This window comes from Caldisericum sp. (assembly GCF_049967455.1).
Classification (GTDB): Bacteria; Caldisericota; Caldisericia; order Caldisericales; family Caldisericaceae; genus Caldisericum; species Caldisericum exile_A.
In genome coordinates this window covers 1-26,447 of record NZ_JBMFSR010000006.1, presented here as the reverse complement: position 1 = coordinate 26,447, position 26,447 = coordinate 1, and the positions used below count along the sequence as shown (strand labels likewise).

Below are 26,447 nucleotides of genomic sequence, written 5' to 3'. Positions count from 1 at the left end.
AAAAAGGGGGGGCAAAAGCCCCCTTTTATTTGTGGTACTTCTCATTATTTATTATTGTAAATGCGCGGTAAATTTGTTCTAAAAGTATTACCCTTACAAGTTCGTGAGGAAAAGTAAGTTTTGAAAGGCTTAAAGTAAAATCAGCTTTTCCTTTTATTTCATTTGGGAATCCTTCTGATCCACCAATAAAAAATGCTATATCCTTATTTTGACTTGAAAGCAATTTTTGTATTAATTGTGACAATTCGATAGATGTGAGCTCTTTACCCTTTTCATCAAGAACGATATTGTAATGTTCTTTTGAAATTAGTTTTTTAAGCTTTTCCTCTGTTACTTCATAAACTTCTATTGGAATGTAATACTTTATCCTTTCAAGATAATCAAGTGTCCCAAGTTTATTGTATTCTTTTTTCAGTTTATCTACTGCATATATCTTAATTTTCATATTTTAAGTATAATTGAATGTGAAAAATAAGAAAGGAGATCCATTTGATTTTAAGAAAGATTGATTTTTCTTATTTGGAAAATGAGCTTGAAAATGTAAAGGTTGATCGTGCTGTTTTTAACCTATTTAAAGAAAAAAGCCAAATTCTATTGTTTAAAATTTATAACCTTGATGCAAGAGGTGCAAATATCCTTAAACAAGAGTTTCTTAGCGCAGGCGGTGATGTTGCAATCTCAAGAGAGGTTGCAAGCTTTAGAACAGAAAAATCAGATGCAATACTAATTGGAACAAAAAGAGTATATAAGAGAATCATTGAAAAACTTTCTTATATGCCCTATTTTGGGTTAAAGGATGTAAGGATGTCGTTAGAAAAGTATTTAGAAAATACTCCACTTCCTATTTTTGAAATAAGAGGAAAAACATTTGATTTTAACAGTGACAAATTTGTAATGGGAATTTTGAATGTGACTCCTGACTCCTTTTCTGATGGTGGAAAATTTCTGAATGTTGAGGACGCCTTGAAACATGCAGAAAAAATGGTTGCTGAAGGTGTGGACATCATTGATGTGGGTGGTGAATCTACTCGTCCTTACTCTGAAAGCGTTTCTGTTGATGAAGAATTGAGGCGAGTAATTCCGGTAATTGAAGCCATAAGAAAAGAATTTCCAAGCATCCCTATATCCATAGACACTTATAAATCAAAGGTTGCAGAAGAATCTATAAATGTTGGTGCAGATATAATTAATGATATAAGCGGTTTGAGATTTGATCCTTTAATGATCGATGTTGCGAAAAGATACAATGTGCCTGTTATTACAATGCACATAAAAGGCACTCCCAAAGATATGCAAAGAAATCCTCATTATGATGATCTTATGAAGGAACTTCTTGAATATTTTGAGGAAAGGATAAATTTCCTAAGTTCCTTTGGTATTGATAAGATTATCATTGACCCTGGAATCGGTTTTGGAAAGACAAAAGAACACAACCTTGAAATACTCAATAAACTTCACGAATTTACGATCTTTAATAAACCAATCCTTGTAGGACTTTCAAGGAAGTCTTTTATTGGTTTTACGCTTGATAATAGACCCGTAGATGACAGGCTCTATGGAACGCTTGCATCAAATATGTTTTCACTCATCAAAGGTGCTTCAATTTTGAGGGTACATGATGTTTTGCCCCATAAAGACATGATACGTATGTATAGGGCAATAATAAGCGAGGGGAAAGGGGGATAATAGATGAAAAAGTTTTTTTTGTTTTTTTTGGTTGTTTCAATAATTTTTTCATTCAGGGCAGATGCTTTTGCAAAGGACTATTACTTTCCAAAAGTAAATGTAACAGTGCATATAAATAGTGATGGAAGTTTTGATTTTGAAGAGGCTCGCACATATAAATTTGATGGTTCTTTTCACTGGGCTACATACACTTTGCCAAAACAAGGATTTGAACGCATTGAAAATTTTTCTATAAGTGATGAAAGCGGTCCCTATAAGCTAACAGTAGGTGAAACGAATACACCAGGGACATACATTTTTCAAGATCAAGGGAATTCGTACTTTGCAAAATTTTTCTACGATGCCAAAAATACAACAAAGACATTTATATTTAGGTACAAGGTTATTGGTGGAATAAAGGTTTATAAAGATGTTGCAGATTTTTATTGGCAATTAATAGGTTCAGGGTGGGATAAAAAAACTTTAAACTTTGATGGCTTTGTGTATTTACCCAAAACAGTAAATGAGGATGAGATAAAGGTTTTTGGGCACGGTCCTTTAAATGGTGTTGTTGAGCGTATTGATGGATCAGGCGCTCATTTTAAGGCAACAAACGTTCCGCCCAATACATTTATTGAAGCAAGAGTTTTATTTCCTCCTTACATTCTCACCGATGCAAAAGTTATACCTCAAGAAAAATTAAATAGTATAATGCAGGAAGAACTTGCTGAGGCGGTGCGAACTGAAGCATTAAAATCAAAGATAAGAACAGGTATTATTGTATTCTTTGGCATGTGGGTTTTATTCCTTGTTATATATCTTTTTCTATTTTTTACTTTTGGGAAAGAGCCTGTATCTAAAAAGGATATTATTTATATGAGGGAAATACCTGAGGATTTATCTCCAGCAATTGTTGGCTATCTTTTGCGATTCGAAAACGTTCTTCCTGATGATCTAACTGCTACAATTCTTTACCTTGTTAAAAAGGGGTATATTTCCCTTGAGATAAAAGAAGAGGATAGAAATTTCATATTCTTTAATAAAAAAGAGCCTGTTACTTATTTTTACAAGACCAATAAAGATCCTTCAAATTTAGAAGGGCACCTTTTATTTGCCTATGATTTTCTTTTTAATGTAATTTCTGAAGGAAATAATTTTGTTTCAACAGATATGATTAAGCGATTTTCGAAAACAAAAAGTAAAGTTGCATACGATATGTTTCAAAAATTTAAAGGAATGGTCCAAGAAGAGGGAAGAAAAATGGGCTATTTTGAAAATAGAACAAAGATTATGTTTTTATATTTTGTCATGCTTGGATTTTTTTCATTCTTGTCATTTCTTGTTATTACAAAATTTGAGCTTTATTTCTTAATGTTATTTTTGTATATTTTCCTTTTTGTTTTTGCACTTTTATCTCTTACACTTAAAAAACGTACACAACTTGGTGCTGAGAAATATGCTGAGTGGAATGGACTCAAAAAATTTTTATCAGATTTTTCTAATCTCAAAGAATATGCACCTAATTCCATCGTAATCTGGGAAGATTATCTTGTTTATGCAACAACTTTTGGGATTGCAGAAAAAGTTTTAAAATACATAGAAATGAACATTGATAAGCTTCCACAGGATGAATTATCAAAGAGCTACATATTCAGAGCGGGCTTTACTTCAGCGAATTTGTCTGATCTTTCATCTATACATGTCTTTACAACATCGTTAAATTCTGCAATGCAAACTTTAAGTTCAACTGCTCATACCTCAACTGGTTCAGGTGGAGGATTTTCTGGTGGAGGTGGTGGCGGTGGTGGAGGATCAGGTGGAGGAGCAGGTTAAACACAGAGTTTTTATTGCTCTCGGCTCAAATTTAGGCGACAAGCATAAGAATATTTTGGATGCAGTAAATTATCTTATTGAAGAGGGTGTGGATATAAGAAAAATTTCATCCATAATTGAAACTGCTCCTTACGGATTAACTGAGCAACCATCATTTTTAAACTGTGTTATTGAAGGCTATACGGAATTGTCTCCAAGAAAACTTCTTTTACTTCTTCTTGATATAGAAAAACGTCTTGGAAGAGTCCGCACAATTAAATGGGGACCCAGAACAATTGACCTTGATATAATATTTTACGATGATTTGGTTATTGATGAACCGGATTTGAAAGTTCCTCATCCAGATATGAAAAATAGGATTTTTGTCTTAAAGCCTTTGGTTGAAATTGAACCAGATTTTGTTCATCCTATTTTCAAGAAAAGTGTAAAACAACTCTTGGAAGATTTGGAGGGAAAATCAAAATGAGAATTGCAACATGGAATGTTAATTCAATAAGAAGCCGATTAGAGCATGTTAAAATATTTTTGAAAGATAACAATATTGATATTTTGGGAATGCAGGAGTTAAAAACGGAGGAAAAGCATTTTCCATTTGAGGATTTTAAATCACTTAATTATTATGTAGAAGTTTTTGGTCAAAAGGCCTACAATGGTGTCGCACTAATTTCAAGGTTTCAGTTTGAAAAAGTGGATAGAAATGTTCTTGTTGAATCAGAAGCAAGGACAATTTTAGGTGTTGTAAGAGGCATTCATATTCTCAATGTTTATTTTCCACACGGTGGCGAATATGGTTCGGAGAGATTTTTTTATAAACTTGAATTTTATCAAAAGATCAAAAACTACATTCTAAAAAACGATTTCTTAAATACAGATTTTATCCTTATGGGTGATTTTAATGTTGCAAAGGATCCAATTGATGTATGGGACCCTGTAGCGCTTAATGGCACAATAGGTTTTATGAAAGAAGAGCGTGAAGCAATTACTGATCTTATGAGTGTCGGTCTTATTGATGCATTTAGGTATCTATATCCCGATGTTCAAGAGTTTACCTGGTGGGATTATACAGGTGGGAGTTTTAGAAGAAATTGGGGCATGCGTATTGATTATATTCTTATTTCAAAGAGTTTACTTCCAAAGTTAAAAAATTGCTATATTGAAAAGACATTTAGAAAGTTAGAAAAGCCTTCAGACCACGTACCTGTAGTTTTAGAACTTTTAGATTAGAAAGGAGAGTTCCTTATGTACGAAAAAGATTTTATAGTTGAACTTGCAAAGAAGACTGGTGAAATAATTAGAAATAATTTTAGAAAACACCTGGATGTGGAATATAAAGGGCCAAGGGATCTTGTTACAAATGTCGATAAGTATATTGATAACTTTGTGCGAGATAGTATTTTGAAAGCTTATCCAAGCTATGGAATTATCACCGAGGAAAACAAAGACTTGAATGAATTATCAAATAAAAAATTTATAATTGATCCTCTCGATGGAACTACAAATTTTGTTAAAGGCTATCCTCAGGTTGCAGTTTCTATTGCTTTTATGGAGGATTCTGAAATTACTTTCGGTGTTGTATATAATCCAATCCTTGAGGAATTATTTATAGGAGAGTTAGGACATGGTGCACTATTAAACTATAAACCAATTAAAGTTTCAAAAACTTCTGAATTTAAGGATGCTTTAATTGCAACAGGGTTTGTATATAAAGAGAGAAACGAAAAAACTTACAAGAGTTTTGAAAATATTCTTGAAGGTGCATTGTCTTTACGTTGCGATGGAAGTGCAGCACTTGACCTTGCTCATGTTGCAATGGGTATCTTTGATGGATACTATCAAAAGGGTATTCATATATGGGATATTGCTGCTGGTTCGCTCATTGTCAAGGAAGCAGGTGGAAGAGTTTCGACTTTTGATGGTAATACAAGTTTTCTTGAGGCAGACGAAATTCTTGCAACAAATGGAATTCTTCACGAAAGATTGATTCAATTTATAAACGGAGCTTAAGTCTTACCGAAAATTCCTACTCCTATCCACTCAGGTCCTGCATAAACTCCTATAACTGCACCACAAAGCATTTTCTCAATTGGGACATTAACGCTCTCCTTTAGCTTTTCTTCAAACTCTTTTACATCGCTATTTATTCCGTGAATTATCGCAAGTCTATCAATGCCTTTGGTATCACTGATTTCTTTAACAAATTTGAGAAGCACATCTTTTGCCTTATTCAAGGATCTTGCAACACTTTCTATTTTCACTTCGCCATTTGTAAAAGATAAAATTGGTTTTATATTTAGTATATCTCCGAGCAATCCCCCGGCTTTGCTGAGTCTTCCACCTTCAACAAGATATTTTAAGTGATATAAAACAAATCTATTGTAAATTCTATTTACTGCATTAACTGTTTCCTTATAAACTTCCTCAAATGGAAGGCCTTTTTCAATTAGTGAAAGTGCAAACTCTGCCAAAAATCTAAGAGAAAATGTTGTGCTCATTGAGTCTACAATTCGAATCTTGTTGGTTTTGAGTAATTCTATTGCAACTCTTGCAGAATTTATTGTCCCAGAAATCTTTTGGGAAAGATGAATTGAAATTATTTCGTGCCCTTCATCAATGAGAGGTTTGTATACTTCCATGAAATCCTGTGGGGAGGGTTGTGAAGTTTTGGGAAGCTCAGTTGATGAGGTAAGTCTTCTATAAAATTCCTCTACAGATATATCTGTTTCTTTAAATTCCACATTTCCAAACCTTACTTTAAGTGGTACAACTTTTATATCGTACTTTTCTATGATTTCCTGTGGTAGATAACCTGTTGAGTCAACGACTATTTTAATCATATTAACCTCCTATGCTCAATTATATAGAAATTCACACTAAATTCACAAAAAACAATAAAATAATTTTATGAAATTTTAAACGTATAAGGATTTGTAAAGTGTTTTTACTACACTTGTTATTTTCTTAGAAATATGCTAAACTAAAGAGTTTAGGAAGGTGATGAGATGAAAATAAAAACATTAAATGGAGCCTTAATGTTTGCAAAAAATGTAATAAAAAAATATTTTGGTGAAAGTGTTTTAAAGGTGGTCCCGATAGAAAAAAATGCAGCAATTTTAGAGACCAAATATTCGTTATTTTTACTCTATTTTGTTGAGGATGTTGATAAAAGTTTTAGGCAAGCTTTTCCAGAAATTGCAAGACAGATTATGTGGGACGAAGGGATAAAAATAAGTAAGAAAGTGATTCTTGATTTTTTAAATAAACCAAACCCCGAGCATAAGAAACTTTCAGTCCTTATTGTTCTCCCAACAAGAGATATGTATCAAATTTCACCGTCATCTTTAGTGAATTTTTGTGAACTTGCACGCCTTGAGGTTGAGGATAACGGGGTTTATTATTTCTTCCCGACTATTTTCCTCAAGAAGATTGAAGGTAATATTACACAGAAGGAAACGCGAACAAAAAATAAGCTTTCTTTAATTTCGCAAATAAACTCTTTGGATGATTTTGACTCAGAAGATCTTGAGCAAACAGCATCTTTTAAGGATTTTGATGTTGATTTTCTTGGAGAAATTGTAAGAAGTTTGCGAAGCATTGAAGAAAGACTTGAGTCAATTGAAAAATTGCTTAAGGAGAGGAATGGTTATGGTAGAAAAAATAGTTAAAACTTTAATTATAGTAATATTTCTTACTTTTGCCTTCCTGTTTTCTTTTGGACATGTTTATACAATAACTGATACAGCAGACTATAAGATTTACCAGGTTCTTTCTTTCAAGGAACTCACCGTATCAGAAGTTTTATCGAAGGCACATTTGACAACACGCCCCGAAGACATCGTTGTACCCAATTTAAATGAGTCTTTCGATTCCGGGAAAATAACAATTATGCGATCTCGTCCTATTGAAGTTACTATTGATAAGCAAACAAAAATTTATTATACAACTAAGGTAGTTGTTTCTGATTTCCTTGAAAGCATTGGCATTACGTTGGGAGACAAAGATTACATTAGTATTCCTCTTAACTCTGAGCTAAACTCAAACAAACTTATTATTAAGAGGTATCAAGAAAAAGAAAAAATTGTAAAGGTAAACATACCATACAAAACTATTTATGTAAAGGATCCAATGGTTGCAAGTGGTATGATTTATTTAAAGCAAGATGGAGAAAATGGCGTAAAAGAACTCCATTATAAGGAGATTTATTTTGGTGGCGATAAAATAAGAGAAGATTTTATTTATGAAAAAATTACAAAAATGCCTATTACTAAAACCTATGTTGAGGGCACAGCGAATCCGCCCAAAAAATATGTTAAGTCCTTTGATGCTATTGCAACTGCTTACTCACCAACTATTGGAGAAACAGATTCCAACCCTTGGATGACTGCATCAGGCTTACGAAGCAGCTTTGGTATTGTTGCAGTTGACCCGACAGTTATTCCTATGGGAACTCTCCTTTATGTTGAAGGTTATGGCTATGCTATTGCAGGTGATACGGGAGGCGCTATTAAAGGGAATAGAATAGATGTTTTTTTCTATTATCCCTATGAGGCAAGTAGGTGGGGTGTAAGAAAAGTAAGAGTTTATATTCTTGATGGTAAATGGAAATTTCAAGGGAAGTTAAATTACTGATAGATAAGTACAACTTTAAGGCATCAAAAAGATTGGGGCAGAATTTTCTTGTTTCTTCATCTGCCCTTAATTTTATTGTGGAAGCAATTAATCCCTCAAAAGATGAGTCTTATATAGAGATAGGTCCTGGTTTTGCATTTTTAACAAGAAATATTGCTCAATTTTCTAAACACATCTATGCAATAGAGTTGGATAAGAGATTTGTCCAATTTTACGAAGAAAATCCAATTCCAAATGTCTCTTTTATTTTGGCCGATGCACTTACCGTAGATTTTAACCAGTTTGATGCAAGTGAAATTTACGGAAATATTCCTTACTACATTACATCCGAGCTTATCATGAAAGTTGCAAAATCTAAACTTAGTCGAGCAGTGTTCCTTGTTCAGGATGAATTTGCAAAAAGATTAGTTTCAAATATAAAAACAAAAGATTATGGCTCAATAACTGTATTTGCAAAGTTTTTCTTTGAGGTAAAATTCCATAAGCGTTTCCCTCCGAATTTTTTTATTCCAAGGCCTGATGTGTATTCTTCTCTTATTGAGTTAAAACGAATAAGAGAATTTAGAGAGACTTATCAAGGATTTTTGCAATTTGTTCACAAGGCGTTTAATCGTCGAAGAAAGAAACTTTTAACAACCTTAAGTGAGTTTTATAACTTTGATTTTTCAAAAATTTTTAAAGACCTTGGTTTAAATGAAAATGTCCGCCCAGAAGATGTTAGCGCAGATGAATTTTTTGCAATTTATTCTCTATTTGAGAAATTAAATACAGAACCTTGAATAAGTAATTTCTAATTTTCCATGATTTGTATTATAATTTCTTGACATGGAAGTATATTAATTACACTTCAAGGAGGTAGAATATGGCTTATAAAGTCGTGGAAGGTCTTTACTATTCAAAAAACGATGAGTGGGTTAAGGTAGAAGGGGATATTGCCGTTGTTGGTATCACCGATTATGCGCAAGATAAGTTGGGTGATGTTGTGTATGTAGGTGAAGTAACATTAGGGAAAAAGGTAAAGAAGGAAGATACTGTCACTACGGTTGAATCTGTAAAGGCTGCTTCTGACATTTATGCACCAATCTCTGGGGAAATTGTTGAAGTTAATAAAGCGGTTATCTCTGATCCATCGCTTCTTAATAAAGATCCGTACGGTGAAGGATGGCTTTTTAAGATCAAAATGGAAAATCCAGAAGAGTTAAAAGAGTTAATGGATGCAAAAGCATACGAAGAGTACAGAAGAGAATAGCCTATGAGGTACATTCCTAACACTAAGGAACAACTTGAGGAAATGCTAAAAGAAATTGGCGTTTCCTCATTTGAGGAACTTATTAGTGATATTCCAAAAGATTTAAGATTCAAGGGTGATTTAAAAATAAAAGGTCCTCTTTCTGAAGACGAACTAATAGCTTACATCAGAGGGATAGAGAGAGAAAATGTTGATTTTGCATCCTTAAAGCCTCTTGTAGGGGCAGGTTCTTATAAGCACTTTGTGCCTTCTGTTATTAAGACAATCCTTGCACGAGAAGAATTTTATACTGCATATACTCCATATCAACCTGAACTTGCGCAGGGTACGCTTCAAACTATGTTTGAAGTTCAAACACACCTATCAAGACTTACTGGTTTTGATGCTGTTGTTCCTTCTATATATGATGGCGCATCTGCAACTGCCGAAGCAGTTTTAATGGCAATGAGACTTACAGGAAAAAATAGGATTGTTGTTTCTAAATTGCTTCATCCACAATATATGGAAACAATAAAGACATATGTTGCACCCCACAAAACTGAAATTGTTGAAATTCCATACAAGGATAATCTAACTGATGTTAATGTTGTTAAAGATCTCTTAAATAAAGAAACCGCTGTTATTGTAGTTCAAAATCCAAACTTTTTTGGTGGTATTGAAGATGTCGAAGCGTTTTCAAAATTAGCACATGAGTTTGGCGCGCTCTCTCTACAGGTTGTTGTGGAAAGTTTAAGTCTTGCTCTCCTTAAATCACCAAAGGATTTAGGTGTTGATATTGTCTCTGGCGAAGCGCAGTCTTTTGGTATTGACCTTAATTTTGGTGGTCCTTATAACGGTTACCTTGCAACCAAAATGGATTTTATTAGACAGCTACCAGGAAGAATTGCAGGGGAGACAGTTGATAGAAATGGGAAACGTGCCTTTGTTATGACATTACGCTCAAGAGAACAAGATATAAAGCGTGAAAAGGCAACGTCGAATCTCTGTACGAGCCATAACTTAAATCTCTATGCAATTGATGCATATCTTTCTCTCTTTGGAAAAGAAGGTCTTTATAATTTGGCAACATATAACATAAAAGCCTCTCATTATTTAAGATCAAGACTTCTACAAACAGGACACTTTAAGGGTATTGATTATCCTTTCTTTAATGAATTTGTAGTTGAAACTGACCTTGAAGAGCTTGAAATAAAAGAAAGATTGAAAAAAATTAGCGTAATTCCACCGCTTAAACTAAGCATTTTCTTTACTGGGCTTGTGAATTCATATCTTTTCGCTGTAACTGAAATCTTTAGCAAGGATGACCTTGATAGAATTGTAGAAACCTTAGGAAGGTGATACTATGAAACTCATATATGAAAAAAGCGTTAAAGGACGTGTTGGTTATTCGATAAAGAAAGACGAGTTTGATGGTGCTGTAGAGGATTTAATTCCAGAATATGCACTATCAAAGGCTAAAAAGGAACTCCCTGAGGTTTCAGAAGTTGATGTTGTAAGACACTTTACAAAACTTTCGAAGTTGAATTACGGAGTTGACGATGGTTTTTATCCTTTGGGAAGTTGTACAATGAAGTACAATCCGAAGGTAAATGAATATCTTGCAAGTCTCGATAATTTTACGCAGGCTCATCCATTTTCTCCGCTTGAATTTGTTCAAGGTAACTTGAGGCTCATGTATGAACTTGAAGAGGCACTCAAGGAAATAACAGGTATGGATAGATTCACTCTTATGCCATCTGCAGGTGCTCATGGTGAACTTGTTGGTGTTCTTATCATGCGAAAGTATTTTGAAGATCAAGGCAAATCTCGAAGCAAAATGCTTGTCCCTGATTCTGCTCATGGCACAAACCCTGCTTCTTCTGCAATGGCTGGGTTTAAGGTTGTTGAGGTGAAGTCAAATGAAGTTGGAAATATTGATCTTGATGACCTTAAGGCTAAGATGGATGAAGATACTGCAGGTTTAATGCTTACTAACCCAAATACTGTTGGACTTTTTGAAAGACAAATTCAAGAAATTGCAGAGGTTGTTCATTCACAAGGTGGGCTTCTTTACTACGATGGTGCAAATCTCAATGCACTTTTGGGGATTGTTCGTCCTGGAGATGCAGGTTTTGATATAGTGCATCTTAACCTTCATAAAACCTTCTCAACTCCTCATGGTTCTGGAGGTCCTGGCTCTGGTGCTGTAGGTGTTAAAAAGAATCTTGCTGAATTTCTACCATCACCTTTGGTTTGTAATTGTGGAAAATACTTTGGGCTTGAGGAACCTCGTAAATCTATTGGCAGAGTAAAAGCCTTCTTTGGCAATTTTACGGTGCTTGTAAAGGCATATGCGTGGATTCTCTCAATGGGTAATGATGGCTTAAAAATGGTTTCAGAAACTTCTGTTATTAATGCAAATTATGTCCTTGCAAAACTCAAAAAGTATTATAGGCCTGCCTACGACAGATTCTGCATGCATGAGTGTGTCCTTACGGGAAGAGACTATAAAGAATACGGAGTTAAGACACTTGATATTGCAAAGAGGCTTATTGATTATGGCTTCCATCCCCCAACAATTTACTTCCCGCATTTCGAACCCTATGCTCAAGAAACAATCATGGTCGAGCCAACCGAATCTGAAGGAAAAGAGACAATTGACGAATTTATTGATGCAATGATAAAGATTTCTAATGAAGCTAAAACAAATCCAGAACTTCTTAAGGAAGCGCCTCATATAACTTATGTTTCAAGACCTGATGAGGTGAAAGCAAACAGAGAACCAATTTTAGTGTATAAAGAAAAATGAACATATATAAACTACAAAATGAAATTTCAGAGGCTCTCTCCGAGCCTCTGAAATATGTTGATTACGATAAAAACTTTAAGTTGCTTATTGCACCTGAAAATTTTGGTGACTTTTCACTGAACATATCCTTCAAGTTAGCAAAGGCATTAAAAAAGTCGCCGAAAGACATTTCAGATGAGCTTATAAAATACCTTAATCTTCCATATTTTGAAAACCTTTCAAATGATGGTGGCTATATAAACATAAAACTTGGAAATACATTTTACAAAGAATTCCTTAAAGAACTTTTAGATAAAAAAAGCAAATATTTCATAAAAGAACCTTTAGATAAAAAAATTCAGGTTGAATTCGTTTCCGCAAATCCCACAGGTCCACTTCATGTAGGAAACGGTCGTGGTGCTGTAATAGGTGATGTTGTTTCGAATGTTTTAAAGAGTCGTGGTTATGAAGTTGAAAAAGAATATTATGTAAATGATGCGGGAAACAAAATGGATCTGTTTGCACAATCTATCCGATACTGGTATCTTAAAAATTTTGGAAAAGAATTAGAGTTTCCCGAAGAAGGTTATGCAGGCGACTACATCAAGCGAATTGCCGATGTGCTTACAGAAATTTTCAAAGATAGATTTTTGCATTATGATTACAAGAAGCAAATTGAGGTTTTTAAAATTCTTGGCGAGTATATCCTTCTTGGAGATGCCAATTCTAATATTGAAGAACTTAAAACTCTTAGGAAAAATTTAAAATTTGACTTTCCAAGTATTTTAGAATCATTAAGGCTATTTGGTGTTTATTACGATAATGTTTTCTTTGAATCTTCACTTTATGAAGGGAAACTCGTAAAAGTAGAAGAAGATTTAGAAATTCCTGAGCGTCTTTCTCAAGTACTCTCTGTGTTAAAGGAAAGAAATCTTCTTTACAAGAAGGATGGTGCTTGGTGGTTTAAGGCGACTCAGTTTAAAGATGACAAGGATAGAGTTCTTGTAAAGGCAACGGGTGAGCCAACATATACCTTGACAGATATTGCATACCATGTTGATAAATTTAAACGTGGACACTCAAAAGCAATTGATGTTTGGGGTGCAGACCACTTTGGGCATGTTATTACGATGAAAGCACTTCTTGAAGGTGTTGGTATTGGCGGTGATTTTCTCGATGTAATCCTGTATCAAATCGTTCATTTCTTTGAAAATGGTGTTGAAGTAATGATGTCAAAGCATACAGGAAAATTTTACCCATTAAGCGATCTTATTGAAAAAGTTGGGAAAGATGCAGCAAGATTCTTTTTCCTTATGAAAAGTGCGGATACCCATCTTAATTTTGACATTGATCTTGCACTTAAACAATCGTTTGATAACCCTGTATTCTATGTACAGTATACCTATGCAAGGTTACACAATATCGTAGAAGAGGCAAAAAAAAGGGGTGTTGAGTTTTTGGATTTTGACTCTGCATTTAACGAACCTATAGATCCAGTTGAAAGAAGAATCTTTAATAGTATTTTCTATCTAAATTCAATACTTGATGATATTTCTTTAGATTACGCTGTTCATAGAATTCCCACTTTTACATTGGATATTGCAAGGGACATAAATTTCTTTTATCAAAATTACAGAGTTTTAGGTGAGGAAAACCCAAAAGTGAGGACAAAGCGTTTCATTTTAGTTAAGGCTTCTTTGATTGTTTTGGGCTTTCTTTTTGACCTAATGGGAATTGAGAAGAAAGAGCATATGTGAATGAAAGTTGCATCAATTGTTATTACTTACAATAGAAAAGAGCTTTTAAAAGAGTGTATTGAGTCAATTTTAGATGGTAAAATTGTCCCAGAAATAATTGTGGTTGATAACGCATCAACTGATGGGACTCAAGATTTAGTTCAAAGATATCCAGTTAAATATTTAAGACTTGATAAAAACTTAGGTCCCGCAGGTGGTGCCGAAACAGGACAGAGGTATGCTTATAAAAATGGATACGATTTTGTATGGATGCTTGATGATGATGTTATTGTTTCAAAGGATGCACTTTCAATGCTAATTGAATTTTACGATAAGTTACACATAGAATTTCAAAAGCTAATTTTAAGCTCAGTAACTTATGGCGATAGAGAGTTTTCAAAGCCATTTTACAATTTATTGCGCTACAACAACACTACAGGTATTACGCAGAAAATAAGCGATAGAGAATTCCTCAAGGATTATTTTGAGTATGATATTGCGCCGATGAATGGGTTATTCCTTCCAAGATTTGTATTTGAATCTGTTGGTTTTTTTGATGGCAGATTGTGGGGTTGGTATGATGATACAGAATTTGTTTTAAGAGCAAGGAACGCTGGTTTTAGAGGCTTTGCTATTTCTAAAAGCAAGATTTACCATCCTATAGAATTTCGAAAACAGGTTAAAATGTTTGGAAAAACTTTTACATTGCTATCCAGCAGACCTTATAGAATGTATCTTGGCACAAGAAATAATATCGTTGTTCAGAAAAAGTTCCTCAAACCTGTTAATTTTTATCTGTTATTTCTCCCCTTGTTTATTTTTAAAAGATTTTTATCAATTATTTTCTTTTATGATGACAAAAAAGAATTTCTTAAACACTTTTTCCGTGGTATAATTGACGGATTGAAAGAGCGATTGGAGGTGCAAAGTGTATAAAAAATTTTTAGTATCAATTGTTTTGGTTATTTTTGTGCTTGCAATTCTTCTGGGATTGTACAAGATATTAAATCCTAAAAATAAAGAAATTTTGGCGCAGGGAAACTATATTGAGGCAACATTCCTTGCGGAAGCAATTAGACCTGAAACAGCAGAGATGATTAAAGTTGGAGACACTCTTTATGACTCCCAAGGGAAAAAATGCTTTAAGGTTACAGATGTAAAAGTTGTTCCAAGCGAGGCAAAATATGTTTACTACGATCAGAATCTTCTTTATGTTGAAAATACTTCAAAGCTAAAAGATGTTTATATTACAGCAAAGTCTTTGGACAAAAAATATGCGTGGGCATATCCTTATGGAAAAGATCTCATTATGGCAGGAGCCCATCTTGCACTTTATGGAGAAAACTGGAAGCTTTGGGTTACCGTGCTAACTGTTAAAGATGTAAAATAGTATGGAAAAGATAAACTCTCTTTTAAGGAAGACATTTCTCTTCCTTATTGCGTTCTATCCTTGGATAAATTATGTTTTTAAAAAAGTTCCTAAACTTGGAAGTTTTTGGGATGACCTTTTGATTTTAACGTTCTTTTTGTTTTCAGTTTTTGTAGGTTATAAGAGGATTAAAGATCTTGTAATTCTACCAAGTGTATTATTTGCGATTCTTTTTGCAAGTGTATCTATTTTAGGTTTTGTATTTAATAATTACCTTTTCCTTGCATTTCAACACCAGTTTAGACTTTTGTTTGAGCCATTTTTTGTCTTTATTGCAGTATTTCTCATTAATCCAAACAAAGATGAAATACATTTTTACCTTAAATCTCTTGTTTTTTCATCAGTTTTGCTTGGTCTTCATGGCATATATCAATATGTAAAGAAAGTGCCAACTCCTGCACAGTGGGTTGATAAAGATCTTGAAAGAACATCTATTTATACAAGGGCTTTTTCTGTTGTAGGATCACCTAACGTCCTTGCAGGTTACCTTGAATTGGGTCTTCCTGTTGCTTTTTACTATGTGTTTGAACATAAAGATTATATAAAGAAAGCGTTATATTTAGTTGCATCTTTTTCAATTTTAGGCGGGTTGCTTTTGACATTTTCACGCGGTGGTTGGCTTGGTGCCTTTGGCTCACTTTTCACAGCGTTTGCAACATTTTCTCCTATAATTGCAATAAGCCTCGTTTTTTTGGGATTTTTTGCGATTTACATTATTCCTGTTTTGAGGCTTAGAATCATTTCTCTTGTTGACCCAAGTTATATTCAGAAGAGTCTTGATTCAGGTGGGCGTCTTTTTAGATGGAAGTATGGGCTTGTAAATGGATTTGAACACCCTCTTTTTGGTTCAGGTCTTGGTACCTTCGGAAGTTCTGCAGGACAGAAGTACGGCTATTTTTCATATACCTCAATGGACAGCGTTTATGTGAATGTATTTGCTGAAACTGGTTTTTTAGGTATTATATCTTTTGTTCTCTTTATATCTTATGGTTTTGCAAACTTTGTATATAAGTTTTTCTCAGAGAAAAAACTCATTTATCTTTTTCTTGGAACTTCGATTCTTGCGATTTTAATTCATATATTTGTAGAAAACCTATTTGATGTATGGGGAATTACCCTCAACTTTTGGTTTATTTCTGCGCTTTCTGAGGTTTTGAATGACTAAGGATGTGCTTTTTTTATCTTCAAATAGGTATGGTGATTTTCCTTCAAGGAAAACAAGATTTTCGAAATATCTAAGCGAAAATGGCTTTAGAGTAGTTTATGTGGATTCACCACACACATATCTTGCATATCTAAAGAAAGATTTTAAGGTTGAAAAAATTAGGCTTGAAAAGGTTTCAGAGAATTTTTATGTATTAAGAACTTTTCCGATTCTTCCTTTTTTTAAAAAATACCCACTTTTTAATAAACTCGATGAGGAAATTTATTTTAGGATTATAACATCCTATCTAAACGAAATATCTTTTAAGCCGAACTTGGTTTTTACTTATATCCCCTTTTTTCCACAGGCTTTGAAACGTTTTGGCGCAAAGGTTATTTATGACTGCGTTGATGATCATGCAAGTTTTGGGGGACTAATTAATCCACAATTTGTAAATGAACTTGAAAGAAGAACAGTTAAAATTTCAGATGTGGTAATTACAACAGGGAATTCGCTGTTAAAAGAAAAACTTACAGCATTTGGAAAAGCGCCTATTCAAATTCCAAATGGTGTGGATTATGCACTTTTTTCGAAGTGGCTCGAAATAAAAGATGCATTAAAAATTAAAAAACAAATAGTTTATGTTGGAGCAATTTCGAGTTGGTTTGACCTTGAATTGATTAAATTTCTTTCGGAACATCTTTCTGATTTTGAAATATTGCTCATTGGCTTTACATCAGTTGATATATCTGCTCTTCTTACAGGGAAAAATATAAAGTTCCTGGGGAAATTGACACAGGAGAGCTTTGCTCCAATCTTATGGGAATCATCTGTTGCTATCATTCCATTTAAGCTAAACGATTTAACAAAAAAGATTGACCCACTTAAAGCTTATGAATATCTTGCTTCTGGTCTTCCAGTTGTTTCGACTCCTGTTGGAAATGTTAGTAGCCTTCCAATTTATGTGGCACAAACAAAAGAAGAATTTTTGCGCAAAGTAGAACTTGCAATTTCTGAAGATTCGATTGAAAAACGTGTAAAACGAGCAATCTATGCGAAAGAGTTTTCTTGGGAAAATCGAAATAGACAGATTTTGGATATTGTTGAGGAATTGATTCATTGAGGATTCTAAAAAATGGATAAGAGAAGAATTCTCAGAAGCCAAACAATAAAAGAAGCAGCAATTATCACAGCGATTGTGTCCTTGTTAAGTAAAATTGTGGGCTATGTGCGAGATATGCTTACTGCTAAATACTTTGGCACATCCCCACAAATGGATGCCTTTGAGGTTGCGCTTATTATTCCCAATATGATTTTAGGTATTTTTGCCTCTGGTATGCAAACTATTATTGTAAGAATGTATACCGAGAAAAAAGGACAAGGAAATGATAAGGGTAAAATTTTTGTAAGTCAACTCTTCTTCATTTATAGTGTTATCCTATTTTTTATAACACTTCTTCTTGTGATATTTAGTCCTGTATTTGTGAAGATAGTTGCATCAGGTTTAACTTCAGATAGATTTGCTTATGCGTCGGCATTCGTTAAAATGCTTGCTGTTTTTGGATTCCTTAACATTATGACAGGTTTCTTTACAGGAGTTTTTCAGGCAGAAAAACAATTTTTGTATCCTGCTGTTGCAGGTCTTGTTGCTAATTTTGTTATTCCCATTACTCTATTGTTACTTGCACCTAAAATTGGAATTTACAGTAGAGTTCTTGGTCAAGATCTATTTGGTTTGGTTTACTTTTTCTTACTCTTCTCTTTTTTGTATTTTAGATGGAAGTTTTTCAGGCAATACGATGTAAAAGAGATTGATTGGGCTGGTTTTAAGGAGTTTACAAATCTTATGATACCCGCAATGGTTGTTTCAGGAATGAGCGTGTTATATCAGATTGTCGATAAAACTGTTGCATCCTATCTACCATATGGTGCAATTGCCTCTCTTTCATATGCACAAACTGTTTATCTTATACCTTATTCACTTATCGGTGTTTCACTTACAACTGCAGTTTACCCTACACTTTCATCGCATGTGGTAAGTAAAAATGATGAAGAATATGCACGTCTTTTCAAAAAAGCCTTTTATGTCCTTGTTTTTATTATGATTCCATTTACGGTTTATTTTTCAGTCTGGGCACGCCCTATAGTAAGAGTTTTATTCGAAAGAGGTGCATTCAACGAATCTTCAGCGCTGTTAACAACTTCAAACGTTCTTATGTACTCTTTAGGACTCTTGGGTATTACCCTTGCGGATTTGTTTAGGAGGGCATTCTTTACTTATAAAGATACAAAAACTCCAATGTTTATAAGTTGGGTTAGCGTTGGCTTAAACCTTGTGTTAGACATAGTACTTGCAAAGATAATGGGAGCTCCTGGTATTGCTCTTGCAACAACTATTGTAACCTATATTTCCCTTGTGCAATACATCCTTTATAGCATAAATAGGCGTTATTTCGATTCAAAATATTTAAGGAATCTTCTTTTAGAACTCTTTAAAGCGTTTTTTGTTGGTGCACTTATGGCAATCCTTGCGTATCTATCTTTGAGATTTATTCCGATAAAGGCACACGCTTTAACTGTATTTTTGAGAAGTATTGGGTTAGGTATAATCTTATTTATAATTTATGTTGGGATTGGTAAACTTGTAAGAAGTGAGATTTTTGATATTGCGTTTTCTTATGCTTTTGGTTTTTTAAAAACTACACTTAAAAGATTTAGGAGGTAATTATGAAAATAGCAATTGGTTCAGACCATGCAGGTTTTAGATTAAAAGAAATTATAAAAAATTTTTTAAAAACAAAGGGAGTTGACGTCGAAGATTTCGGAACTTATACAGAGGAAAGCGTTGATTACCCTGACTATGCCTTTAAAGTTGGAGAAGCAGTTTCAAAAGGCGATTTTGATTTTGGTATTCTTATCTGTGGAACAGGCGTAGGTATGAGTATATCTGCAAACAAGGTAAAGGGAATAAGAGCTTCACTTTGCAATGACCTTTATACAGCTCATGCATCACGTGAACATAATAATGCAAATATCCTCTGTATGGGTGGACGTGTTGTGGGAGATGAAGTTGCAAAAGAAATTGTTGATGTTTGGCTAAGCTCAAAATTTGAGGGCGGCAGACACGAACGAAGGATAAATAAGATTAGAGATTATGAAAACTCGTAAAATCGCAATTGATGGAGTTGCCTCTTCTGGTAAGTCAACCGTTGGGAGAATCCTTGCAGAACGCCTAAATTACGAATTTATTGATAGTGGTCTTCTTTATAGGCTTGCAACTCTTAACGTCGTTCTGAAGGGCCTTAAAAAAGAGGAATATCCTTTGGCAGTATCAGATTTTAACGTGGATATAAAAGAGGGAAAAATTTTTCTTAATGGAAATGAAGTTTCTCTTTCAAAATTGAGAGATAAAAGTATAGATGTACTTGTTTCTCCTGTATCCGAAGATCCGGCAGTACGTGAAGTAATAACTAAAGAACTTCAAAGAATTGCTGATAAGAGTAATGTTGTCATGGTTGGGCGCGATATTGGAACTGTAGTGCTACCAAATGCATTTTTAAAAATATTTCTTACAGCAACACTGGAAGAGCGTGCCTCGAGACGTTTTAAAGAACTTATTCTTAAAGGTGTAGACACAACATATCAAGAGGTTTATGAAAATTTGAAGATGCGTGATATTATCGATTCCTCAAGAAGTGTTGCCCCATTAACTGTGCCTGAAGATGCCTATGTAATTGATACGACAAATTTAACGATTGATGAAGTGATTACTTTAATAATGGAGTTTATAAAGGGTAAGGAATATGCTTTACGGAATTCTCAAAATTATAGCGATTCTCTATTTTAAAATATTTTATAACTTTAAAGTATTAGGAGTAGAACATTTACCAAAGGATAGTGGATATATTGTCTCTCCAAATCATACACATTGGCTTGACATTCCTCTTATTGGTGCTGCCTTACCAAAAAGGATGTATTCATTTGCAAAGAAAGAGCTTTTTGAAACCAAAATTTTTGCGCAAATTTTAAAATCACTTGGTGGTATTCCTGTAAATCGTGAAAAACCAGAATTATCTTCGATAAGGCTTTCATTAGAAGTACTTAAAAAAGGCTATCCATTGCTTCTTTTCCCAGAGGGGACAAGGTCTAAAACAGGAGAGCTTCTCAAAGGAAAAAGAGGTGCAGTTTATTTCTCAACTATTGCAAAAGTTCCTATAGTGCCTGCTTCCATTGTGGGGCTTGGAAGAAGGTTTATCCATGTAAAGCGGACAAAGCTTGCCGTATATTTTGGAGAACCTATAAAACCTTACGAAATATTTAATCCCAATGATGAGGATTATTACGAAAAGGCGACAGATTATCTTATGGAGAAAATTCAGGAATGCATAATAAAGGCAGAAGAACTATCATAGTTGCAAAGTCGGTTGGTTTTTGTTCAGGTGTTGAGCGTGCAGTTAGCATTGTCGAAAACTTAACAAGACAATCAAAAGGCATTTTTACTGTAGACTCAATTCTCCATAATGAAAGAGAAATGGCACGTCTTAAGGCGCTAGGGGTGAAAGTAGCAAAGCCAAATGATTCAGGTGAATTTGTCGTTCTCCCAGCACATGGCGCAACAGATGAAGAAGTAGGAAATTTAAAGAAAAGATTTGAGAAAATTATCGATGTAACATGTCCCTTTGTTATAAGGACTATTAATATTATTAAGAAGCTTAAAAGTGAAGATTATAAAATTGTTGTTGTTGGTGAAAAAGGACATAGAGAAACAAAAGTACTTAAGGAAACCGCAGGAGAAAATCTTTTTGCTGTAATTTCGGATTTACACGAACTTAATCAATTTGAAAATGAACACTTTCCAAAAATTGCCCTTGTATCCCAATCAACTGTTTCAAGATTCCTTGTGTTTAATGTCTCTCAATTTTTCCTAAAGCACTCTTTTGAATTTAGGTTCTTTGATACAATTTGCCCCGAAACAGTTAATAGGCAACAAGAAACAGAAGCTTTAGCACAATCAGTTGATTGCGTTATTGTAGTTGGTGGCAAACACTCTGCAAATACAAACAGGCTTTATGAAATTGCAATAAGGATAAATAAAAATACTTTCTTTGTAGAAGACGCAGAGGAATTAAAAAAATACGAGTTATCCAAATGCCTGAAAATTGGCATCGTTTCTGGTACATCAACGCCTGAATACATTATAAAGGAAATTGTAGAATTTCTTGAAAATCTTCCTTAGGATTTATGTTCTTGGAAGCTTCTTAAGCGTTTTTTCAATCTCGTTTATAGCAACAAGCGGATCTTCAATATTTAATACTGCATTTTCAAAGGGGCATAATCCTGTTTTGTCACGATTTATGATATAGTCCGTTAATGTGCCAAATTCAAAATTAATTTTGTATCTTTCAAGAATCTCTTTACCACTTTTACTTAAAACATGTGCATAAATATAATGGGGTTTTAACAATACTGTAAGCATTGCTCCTGCTTTACCGACTATTCTATCCCCTATGTATAAGTTTTTTAAATTATCAACTTTGTTGAGGTTTTCTTTTACAAAGTTAAATATAGGAGAAATCCCTGACTTTGCATCCGAGTATATAAGTTCATTTTCCTCGAAAATAGCAAGATTAAGTTTTGCATCAATAATTGCCTTTTTAACAAGGTTTTGAGGAGAGCAATTTTTCATTTATGCACCAGTAGTAAATTCCCTATGCACTTTCTTAAGAAGTTGTATAATTGGAAGACCTTGTGGACATTGCGCTTCACAATTCCCACATTCGATACACTCTGTTGCCTTAACTTTCTCAAATGAATATCTTTTTTTCGCTCGTTCCATATTTTGAAAAAGATAGCCTTTATTGTATATGTCAAAGATACCAGGTATGTTAATTCCTACTGTACAAGGTTGACAGTATCCACACCCCGTGCATCCAATTGGACGCAATTCACTTATTAAATTTGCAGCTTTTTTATATGCCTCAAGTTCTGAATCTGTAAGCATTCCGATATAGGCTCTTTTTGCATATTCGATATTTTCTTTTACTTGTTCCATCGTGCTCATTCCACTTAGAACAAGTGAGACTTCTTGCATATTCCACAAAAAGTCAAAACCCCATTCAACAATTGGGCGATTAGGATTAACGCTTTTAAAAACTTCCTCAACTCTTGGTGGTAGGTTTGCAAGTTCGCCACCTCTTAAGGGCTCCATTATAATTACTGCAAGTCCTTTTTCGTGTGCATATTTCAATCCTTTTAGCCCCGCTTGGTATTCTGTATCAAGGTAGTTTAACTGAATTTGAGCAAAAGTCCAGTTTGGATAATAATCAACAATACTTTTAAAGACTGGAAATTCGTCGTGGAATGAAAATCCGAGATACTTAATATACCCTTCTTTTATTTTCTTCTCTGCCCACGATACTGCTTCTACCTCAACCATTTTTTGGAAAAGTCCTTTATCAAGCGTGTGAAGTAAATAAAAATCAATATAATCCGTTTGAAGTTTCTTTAGTTGTTCGAAGAGATATTTATCGAGATCGCTTTTTTCGTTTATAAGCCAAGTTGGAAGTTTTGTTGCAATGTTTGTCTTTTTTCTGTAGCCGTCTTTTAATGCAAGTCCAACTACAATTTCTGAATTACCACCATGATATGGATAAGCCGTATCCACGTAATTAAGTCCGTTATCGATTGCAAAGCGAATCATTTTTATTGCTTCGTCTGTATTTATTTTTGAGTTATCTCCTCCAATCGTGGGTAGTCTCATTGTACCAAATCCAAGAGGGAATAAGTATTCTTCGGTTTTCCCAAATTTTCTTAGAGACATTTTTTAACCTTCTTTCAAAATTGTTTTCTAATTATACAATAATATTGCAATTATTTAAACAAGGAGGTAAAAATGGCAGAGTACAAAAGATTTGTTATGGAGTTTGGATTTGGTGTTGATTCCCACGGGCAGGATCCAACGAATGCATGCATCAAGGCAGTTAAAGATGCAATCTCTCGAGTGTATATTATCGGTCTTCTTGAATTGAATATAAAGGATTTTAAAATTGATGCACTTCTTGGTGTACCTTATCCAGAAAATGTTGATATGAATCGCCTTATGGAAGCGTTTCCCATCAAAAAGAATCTATCCATAAAAGTTATAAAGGGTGGTCTAATAGATTATGGTGCGATTATGGAGGAGTTTAACGATAAAAATACTGAAATTATTATGGCAGTTGCAAGCATTACGGTGAGTGTTAAGATTTAAATTTTAACTTCTTTTGCAAGATCGTAAATTATTGGGAATTCAATAAAACCACCCGTAAGAGCAACCAAAAACCCGATAAACGAAGCTATTAGGCAAAGGATAAGAATAATGCTACCTAAAATTTTTCCAAAAATTGGAAAGTAGTAAATTGTCGAGCCCATTATTTCCAAAAGGAAAAGTATAAAACCCTGTTTTGCGTGTTCTTTAACAAAAGGACTATCTTTTACAAGCAAAAGAGGAAGGATAAAAAGTATTGAAACATAACTAATGCATGCAACATATCTATTTTTATTTATGTCTTCTATATCAAACTTTTCCATACTTTATTTTACCAAAAACTTTACTTTTACTAAATCTATTTGTTGAAGATTTTTATGATTGTATCAAGTTCTTCAACTTTAAAAATTTTTAGCAAAATAAAATACGAAATAATAAAGACTACCGCGCTTATGGTAAATGATACAAGTATATTTAGTGTTTTTGCATTTCCGATAAATCTTATTGCAATGTTATAAATAAAATACATAAAAATTACGCTTACTAAACTTGGAACAGTAATCTTCAAAACTGAGATGAAAAATTCCCCAAGTTTTATATGTGTTTTAATCTCAAGTGCAATCAAAAATGCAATTGTTTCTATAATAATCCCTATGCTTATTGCAAAAGGTATTCCAGCGTGTCCAAATACTTTAACAAGAGGATAAAAAAGTAGAATGTTAATTACCGCAATAACAACTGAAACAAGAAGTACAAGATACATCTCTTTCAGGGCATAAAGTACTCTCATCGCAAGGGTTGTAATCATAAGGGCAAAAATACCTATTGAGAAATACTTAAATGCAAGCGTTGTAAGAATAACTGCTTCTTCGTTAAAAGCGCCACGCTTAAAAACAATTTGTACAATAGGATTTGCAAACGCAAAAGATACAACTGTTATCGGTATGCCAAGAATAAGTGCAAATTCAGCGCTTCTTCTAAAAATTTGTGATAACCGATCAAAATTACCGGTAATAGCAGCCTCAGATAAAAAAGGATAATAGGCAGTTGCAATTGGTACAGTAAGTAAACTTACCCAGAGTTGTCTTAATTTGTTTGCGTATTGAATGGATGCAATACTTCCCTCAGAAAGGGTTGAAGCGATCCTATTTGAAAGGAGCGTTACAAAATAATTTGTTAGTTGTAAAAGAATTAAAGGTAAGGATAAAACAAAAAGGCGACTTAAAAGGTTTCTGCTTACCGAGAAATACATACCAAATTTCAAGTTTAGATACTTTTTGGAGTAATATGCCATTACAAGAAATTGTAAGAGAAGCCCAATATTCATTCCTATTACGTATGAATAAATTCCAAATGTTTTATGGAAGAATACAAGACCAAAAATTGTGAACAAATTTGCAAGAAGTGGTGTAAATGCTGTTATAAAAAAGTGTTTCTTTGACTGGGCAACCCCAAAAAGAAATCCAACAATTGCCCACAAAAAAGCAGATATTGAAACAAAATCTATGAGTTTTCCCATTATATTACGCAGAGTTTCATCCTTGAATCCCGGTGCAAGAATATTTACAAGCGCATTCGAAGAAACCATAAGAACTATTGCTAAAATTAAAAATATAATAAATAGTAAATTGAAAAGTGCACTTAAGTCTTTTTCAGCCTTTACTCTATCATTTGCAATTTCCTCAAGAAAAAGCGGAATGAAAGATACAACAATTGCAGAGGTCATCAAGTTTTGAAAAATTGAATTAATAGGTAGCGTTGCAGATAACGCATCAACACTTTTAGAAACACCAAAATAGTTACTGAGGAAAAGGTCTCTTACAAATCCCAAAAGTTTACTTATCACATTTGAAAGAGCAAATAAAATCGAGGCAATCTCTGGTGTTTGTGTTCTCTTCATAATGTAATTATACACAAAAACTAACTTTCTGATTTAGATTTTAAAGAATTTTCATATGGAGGGATTGAGATATTATACTTTTCGATCTTAATAGGGTTTCTTTAGCAGGATATGTAATTCTATAACACATAGCCTTTCGCAAATTTTCTACTATTTCCACTAAAAATGTAAGACGATATACAAGTCTATAACTTAATAAACTTATTTTTTTAAGTAAGGCATTCCTGAATATATCTAAAGGCGTAAAGACTTATAGAAGGTATTTCAAAAAATGCATTTTATGAGAAAATATGTTGATATGGATTTATTGATTAATACTTTTAGAGACATAAGTGCAATGACAATTATTCTCAATGTTGTGGATATACTCATTGTGAGTCTTATCTTTTATGTTATTCTAAGAGCTATTCAAAACACAAGAACACTTCAACTTGCAGAGGGTATAGCGTTATATTTTGTAGGAGTATTTTTGGTTTCGTATCTTTCGGACAAGATTGGATTAACAACTCTTCATTTTCTTGCAAGTAATTTAATCACCTACTCTTTTATGTTTCTCCCTTATCTTTTGGTTGTTGTATTTCAGCCTGAGTTGAGGAAATGGTTCACAGGTTTAGGTAAAAATATTAAAATTCAAGAATCTCTTGAAGGAGAAGAGGATTATAGAACCGTTGTTGAAGAAATTGTAAAAAGCGTTAATACAATCTCCTTAAATAAGATTGGGGCGCTCATTGTTGTAGAAAGGGAAGTTCCTCTTTCTGAGTATATGGAGACAGGAGTTGAGATTGGGGCAAAGGTCAAAGCAGAAACTCTTATCACAATATTTTTTCCAAATTCTCCTCTTCATGATGGAGC

At 33.7% G+C, this 26,447-nt stretch carries 29 protein-coding genes; 23 read left to right on the top strand and 6 right to left on the bottom strand.

Translation table 11 applies throughout. The annotated features are described in order from the left end of the window. Positions 1 to 25: 25 nt before the first annotated feature. The gene (locus ACP5SP_RS03200; protein ID WP_424586528.1) at positions 26 to 445 is read right to left on the bottom strand and encodes a 23S rRNA (pseudouridine(1915)-N(3))-methyltransferase RlmH; all 420 of its coding nucleotides are present in this window, start codon (positions 443 to 445) and stop codon (positions 26 to 28) included. 44 nt (positions 446 to 489) lie between these two features. Between ACP5SP_RS03200 and folP the strand changes: the two genes are divergently transcribed. Genes folP through ACP5SP_RS03175 form a run of 5 tightly spaced genes read left to right on the top strand, consistent with a single transcriptional unit; the run spans position 490 to position 5,502 of the window. Further along, positions 490 to 1,686, top strand: coding sequence for a dihydropteroate synthase (gene folP, locus ACP5SP_RS03195; RefSeq protein ID WP_428076028.1), 1,197 nt, complete (start codon positions 490 to 492; stop codon positions 1,684 to 1,686). A 3-nt stretch (positions 1,687 to 1,689) separates the two neighbouring features. After that, entirely contained in the window at positions 1,690 to 3,498 is a 1,809-nt protein-coding gene (locus tag ACP5SP_RS03190) for a DUF2207 domain-containing protein (protein ID WP_428076027.1), read from the top strand. Continuing rightward, positions 3,482 to 3,964, top strand: a complete 483-nt coding sequence (gene folK, locus ACP5SP_RS03185) for a 2-amino-4-hydroxy-6-hydroxymethyldihydropteridine diphosphokinase (RefSeq protein ID WP_416085092.1) — start codon at positions 3,482 to 3,484, stop codon at positions 3,962 to 3,964. Before ACP5SP_RS03190 ends, folK begins: the two co-directional genes overlap by 17 nt. Then, entirely contained in the window at positions 3,961 to 4,722 is a 762-nt protein-coding gene (xth, locus tag ACP5SP_RS03180) for an exodeoxyribonuclease III (RefSeq protein ID WP_416085093.1), read from the top strand. The genes folK and xth overlap by 4 nt, the downstream gene beginning before the upstream one ends. 15 nt (positions 4,723 to 4,737) lie before the next feature. Next, positions 4,738 to 5,502, top strand: a complete 765-nt coding sequence (locus tag ACP5SP_RS03175; RefSeq protein WP_424586531.1) for an inositol monophosphatase family protein — start codon at positions 4,738 to 4,740, stop codon at positions 5,500 to 5,502. Here the strand turns inward: ACP5SP_RS03175 and ACP5SP_RS03170 are convergent. Then, positions 5,499 to 6,332: a DegV family protein gene (locus ACP5SP_RS03170; protein ID WP_428076026.1), complete on the bottom strand. Its 834-nt coding sequence runs from the start codon at positions 6,330 to 6,332 to the stop codon at positions 5,499 to 5,501. The two genes, ACP5SP_RS03175 and ACP5SP_RS03170, sit on opposite strands and share 4 nt — an antisense overlap. A 165-nt stretch (positions 6,333 to 6,497) precedes the next feature. Between ACP5SP_RS03170 and ACP5SP_RS03165 the strand changes: the two genes are divergently transcribed. The 16 genes from ACP5SP_RS03165 to ispH all read left to right on the top strand — a co-directional run bounded on the left by ACP5SP_RS03165 (position 6,498) and on the right by ispH (position 21,685). Beyond that, positions 6,498 to 7,160: a hypothetical protein gene (locus ACP5SP_RS03165; RefSeq protein WP_416085096.1), complete on the top strand. Its 663-nt coding sequence runs from the start codon at positions 6,498 to 6,500 to the stop codon at positions 7,158 to 7,160. Continuing rightward, a complete protein-coding gene (locus ACP5SP_RS03160) occupies positions 7,141 to 8,124 on the top strand; it encodes a 3D domain-containing protein (RefSeq protein ID WP_428066740.1) in 984 nt (327 codons plus the stop codon). Before ACP5SP_RS03165 ends, ACP5SP_RS03160 begins: the two co-directional genes overlap by 20 nt. After that, positions 8,094 to 8,903, top strand: a complete 810-nt coding sequence (rsmA, locus tag ACP5SP_RS03155; protein WP_416085098.1) for a 16S rRNA (adenine(1518)-N(6)/adenine(1519)-N(6))-dimethyltransferase RsmA — start codon at positions 8,094 to 8,096, stop codon at positions 8,901 to 8,903. The genes ACP5SP_RS03160 and rsmA overlap by 31 nt, the downstream gene beginning before the upstream one ends. Before the next feature lie 83 nt (positions 8,904 to 8,986). Continuing rightward, positions 8,987 to 9,373, top strand: coding sequence for a glycine cleavage system protein GcvH (gene gcvH, locus ACP5SP_RS03150; RefSeq protein ID WP_416085099.1), 387 nt, complete (start codon positions 8,987 to 8,989; stop codon positions 9,371 to 9,373). 3 nt (positions 9,374 to 9,376) lie between these two features. Next, positions 9,377 to 10,711 carry an aminomethyl-transferring glycine dehydrogenase subunit GcvPA gene (gene gcvPA, locus ACP5SP_RS03145; RefSeq protein WP_416085100.1) on the top strand — a complete coding sequence of 445 codons (1,335 nt, stop codon included), beginning with the start codon at positions 9,377 to 9,379 and terminating at the stop codon, positions 10,709 to 10,711. A gap of 4 nt (positions 10,712 to 10,715) precedes the next feature. After that, positions 10,716 to 12,161, top strand: coding sequence for an aminomethyl-transferring glycine dehydrogenase subunit GcvPB (gcvPB, locus tag ACP5SP_RS03140; protein WP_424586535.1), 1,446 nt, complete (start codon positions 10,716 to 10,718; stop codon positions 12,159 to 12,161). Further along, positions 12,158 to 13,897: an arginine--tRNA ligase gene (gene argS, locus ACP5SP_RS03135; protein WP_424586536.1), complete on the top strand. Its 1,740-nt coding sequence runs from the start codon at positions 12,158 to 12,160 to the stop codon at positions 13,895 to 13,897. The genes gcvPB and argS overlap by 4 nt, the downstream gene beginning before the upstream one ends. Then, complete coding sequence (locus ACP5SP_RS03130; protein WP_416085103.1) at positions 13,898 to 14,812, top strand: glycosyltransferase; 915 nt, start codon at positions 13,898 to 13,900, stop codon at positions 14,810 to 14,812. It begins immediately after the preceding gene. After that, a complete protein-coding gene (locus ACP5SP_RS03125) occupies positions 14,805 to 15,266 on the top strand; it encodes a DUF4330 family protein (RefSeq protein ID WP_416085104.1) in 462 nt (153 codons plus the stop codon). The genes ACP5SP_RS03130 and ACP5SP_RS03125 overlap by 8 nt, the downstream gene beginning before the upstream one ends. 1 nt (position 15,267) lies before the next feature. Then, positions 15,268 to 16,470, top strand: coding sequence for an O-antigen ligase family protein (locus ACP5SP_RS03120; protein WP_428076025.1), 1,203 nt, complete (start codon positions 15,268 to 15,270; stop codon positions 16,468 to 16,470). Beyond that, positions 16,463 to 17,572 carry a glycosyltransferase gene (locus ACP5SP_RS03115; protein ID WP_416085106.1) on the top strand — a complete coding sequence of 370 codons (1,110 nt, stop codon included), beginning with the start codon at positions 16,463 to 16,465 and terminating at the stop codon, positions 17,570 to 17,572. Before ACP5SP_RS03120 ends, ACP5SP_RS03115 begins: the two co-directional genes overlap by 8 nt. Before the next feature lie 12 nt (positions 17,573 to 17,584). Beyond that, positions 17,585 to 19,174: a murein biosynthesis integral membrane protein MurJ gene (murJ, locus tag ACP5SP_RS03110; RefSeq protein ID WP_424586538.1), complete on the top strand. Its 1,590-nt coding sequence runs from the start codon at positions 17,585 to 17,587 to the stop codon at positions 19,172 to 19,174. Between the two features lie 2 nt (positions 19,175 to 19,176). Then, positions 19,177 to 19,617 (top strand): ribose 5-phosphate isomerase B, encoded by a 441-nt coding sequence (gene rpiB / locus ACP5SP_RS03105; protein WP_416085108.1) that lies wholly within the window; start codon positions 19,177 to 19,179, stop codon positions 19,615 to 19,617. Then, positions 19,604 to 20,296: a (d)CMP kinase gene (gene cmk / locus ACP5SP_RS03100; RefSeq protein WP_424596776.1), complete on the top strand. Its 693-nt coding sequence runs from the start codon at positions 19,604 to 19,606 to the stop codon at positions 20,294 to 20,296. Before rpiB ends, cmk begins: the two co-directional genes overlap by 14 nt. Further along, positions 20,253 to 20,861: a lysophospholipid acyltransferase family protein gene (locus ACP5SP_RS03095; RefSeq protein WP_424586540.1), complete on the top strand. Its 609-nt coding sequence runs from the start codon at positions 20,253 to 20,255 to the stop codon at positions 20,859 to 20,861. The genes cmk and ACP5SP_RS03095 overlap by 44 nt, the downstream gene beginning before the upstream one ends. Continuing rightward, the gene (ispH, locus tag ACP5SP_RS03090) at positions 20,831 to 21,685 is read left to right on the top strand and encodes a 4-hydroxy-3-methylbut-2-enyl diphosphate reductase (protein WP_424586541.1); all 855 of its coding nucleotides are present in this window, start codon (positions 20,831 to 20,833) and stop codon (positions 21,683 to 21,685) included. The genes ACP5SP_RS03095 and ispH overlap by 31 nt, the downstream gene beginning before the upstream one ends. 3 nt (positions 21,686 to 21,688) lie before the next feature. On the opposite strand, the gene ACP5SP_RS03085 is transcribed toward ispH, so the two are convergent. Then, positions 21,689 to 22,135 (bottom strand): DUF1893 domain-containing protein, encoded by a 447-nt coding sequence (locus ACP5SP_RS03085; protein WP_424596775.1) that lies wholly within the window; start codon positions 22,133 to 22,135, stop codon positions 21,689 to 21,691. Then, entirely contained in the window at positions 22,136 to 23,269 is a 1,134-nt protein-coding gene (locus ACP5SP_RS03080; protein WP_428066786.1) for an aldo/keto reductase, read from the bottom strand. It lies immediately after the preceding gene. A gap of 72 nt (positions 23,270 to 23,341) precedes the next feature. On the opposite strand from ACP5SP_RS03080, the gene ACP5SP_RS03075 reads away from it, so the two are divergent. Next, on the top strand, positions 23,342 to 23,698 hold the full coding sequence (locus ACP5SP_RS03075; RefSeq protein WP_416085113.1) for a Lin0512 family protein: 357 nt from the start codon (positions 23,342 to 23,344) through the stop codon (positions 23,696 to 23,698). On the opposite strand, the gene ACP5SP_RS03070 is transcribed toward ACP5SP_RS03075, so the two are convergent. Next, on the bottom strand, positions 23,695 to 24,018 hold the full coding sequence (locus tag ACP5SP_RS03070) for a hypothetical protein (protein ID WP_416085114.1): 324 nt from the start codon (positions 24,016 to 24,018) through the stop codon (positions 23,695 to 23,697). The genes ACP5SP_RS03075 and ACP5SP_RS03070 overlap by 4 nt on opposite strands. A 35-nt stretch (positions 24,019 to 24,053) precedes the next feature. Beyond that, a complete protein-coding gene (gene murJ / locus ACP5SP_RS03065; protein WP_428076024.1) occupies positions 24,054 to 25,595 on the bottom strand; it encodes a murein biosynthesis integral membrane protein MurJ in 1,542 nt (513 codons plus the stop codon). Positions 25,596 to 25,893: 298 nt separating this feature from the next. Here murJ (ACP5SP_RS03065) and ACP5SP_RS03060 point away from each other — a divergent pair. Continuing rightward, on the top strand, positions 25,894 to 26,447 hold a 554-nt coding region (locus tag ACP5SP_RS03060; RefSeq protein ID WP_428076023.1), incomplete at its 3' end, for a diadenylate cyclase.

What these genes read in the sequence shown, in the direction of transcription:
- argS (WP_424586536.1), top strand. Translation starts at nt 12,158, where the DNA reads ATGAACATATATAAACTACAAAATGAAATTTCAGAGGCTCTCTCCGAG.
- ACP5SP_RS03130 (WP_416085103.1), top strand. Translation starts at nt 13,898, where the DNA reads ATGAAAGTTGCATCAATTGTTATTACTTACAATAGAAAAGAGCTTTTA.
- murJ (WP_428076024.1), bottom strand. Translation starts at nt 25,595, where the DNA reads ATGAAGAGAACACAAACACCAGAGATTGCCTCGATTTTATTTGCTCTT.
- ACP5SP_RS03070 (WP_416085114.1), bottom strand. Translation starts at nt 24,018, where the DNA reads ATGGAAAAGTTTGATATAGAAGACATAAATAAAAATAGATATGTTGCA.
- rpiB (WP_416085108.1), top strand. Translation starts at nt 19,177, where the DNA reads ATGAAAATAGCAATTGGTTCAGACCATGCAGGTTTTAGATTAAAAGAA.
- ACP5SP_RS03190 (WP_428076027.1), top strand. Translation starts at nt 1,690, where the DNA reads ATGAAAAAGTTTTTTTTGTTTTTTTTGGTTGTTTCAATAATTTTTTCA.
- gcvH (WP_416085099.1), top strand. Translation starts at nt 8,987, where the DNA reads ATGGCTTATAAAGTCGTGGAAGGTCTTTACTATTCAAAAAACGATGAG.
- ACP5SP_RS03080 (WP_428066786.1), bottom strand. Translation starts at nt 23,269, where the DNA reads ATGTCTCTAAGAAAATTTGGGAAAACCGAAGAATACTTATTCCCTCTT.
- ACP5SP_RS03165 (WP_416085096.1), top strand. Translation starts at nt 6,498, where the DNA reads ATGAAAATAAAAACATTAAATGGAGCCTTAATGTTTGCAAAAAATGTA.
- gcvPA (WP_416085100.1), top strand. Translation starts at nt 9,377, where the DNA reads ATGAGGTACATTCCTAACACTAAGGAACAACTTGAGGAAATGCTAAAA.
- ispH (WP_424586541.1), top strand. Translation starts at nt 20,831, where the DNA reads ATGCATAATAAAGGCAGAAGAACTATCATAGTTGCAAAGTCGGTTGGT.
- gcvPB (WP_424586535.1), top strand. Translation starts at nt 10,716, where the DNA reads ATGAAACTCATATATGAAAAAAGCGTTAAAGGACGTGTTGGTTATTCG.
- ACP5SP_RS03095 (WP_424586540.1), top strand. Translation starts at nt 20,253, where the DNA reads ATGCTTTACGGAATTCTCAAAATTATAGCGATTCTCTATTTTAAAATA.
- rsmA (WP_416085098.1), top strand. Translation starts at nt 8,094, where the DNA reads ATGGAAATTTCAAGGGAAGTTAAATTACTGATAGATAAGTACAACTTT.
- ACP5SP_RS03200 (WP_424586528.1), bottom strand. Translation starts at nt 445, where the DNA reads ATGAAAATTAAGATATATGCAGTAGATAAACTGAAAAAAGAATACAAT.
- ACP5SP_RS03175 (WP_424586531.1), top strand. Translation starts at nt 4,738, where the DNA reads ATGTACGAAAAAGATTTTATAGTTGAACTTGCAAAGAAGACTGGTGAA.
- ACP5SP_RS03115 (WP_416085106.1), top strand. Translation starts at nt 16,463, where the DNA reads ATGACTAAGGATGTGCTTTTTTTATCTTCAAATAGGTATGGTGATTTT.
- ACP5SP_RS03120 (WP_428076025.1), top strand. Translation starts at nt 15,268, where the DNA reads ATGGAAAAGATAAACTCTCTTTTAAGGAAGACATTTCTCTTCCTTATT.
- ACP5SP_RS03170 (WP_428076026.1), bottom strand. Translation starts at nt 6,332, where the DNA reads ATGATTAAAATAGTCGTTGACTCAACAGGTTATCTACCACAGGAAATC.
- cmk (WP_424596776.1), top strand. Translation starts at nt 19,604, where the DNA reads ATGAAAACTCGTAAAATCGCAATTGATGGAGTTGCCTCTTCTGGTAAG.
- ACP5SP_RS03075 (WP_416085113.1), top strand. Translation starts at nt 23,342, where the DNA reads ATGGCAGAGTACAAAAGATTTGTTATGGAGTTTGGATTTGGTGTTGAT.
- xth (WP_416085093.1), top strand. Translation starts at nt 3,961, where the DNA reads ATGAGAATTGCAACATGGAATGTTAATTCAATAAGAAGCCGATTAGAG.
- ACP5SP_RS03085 (WP_424596775.1), bottom strand. Translation starts at nt 22,135, where the DNA reads ATGAAAAATTGCTCTCCTCAAAACCTTGTTAAAAAGGCAATTATTGAT.
- ACP5SP_RS03160 (WP_428066740.1), top strand. Translation starts at nt 7,141, where the DNA reads ATGGTAGAAAAAATAGTTAAAACTTTAATTATAGTAATATTTCTTACT.
- murJ (WP_424586538.1), top strand. Translation starts at nt 17,585, where the DNA reads ATGGATAAGAGAAGAATTCTCAGAAGCCAAACAATAAAAGAAGCAGCA.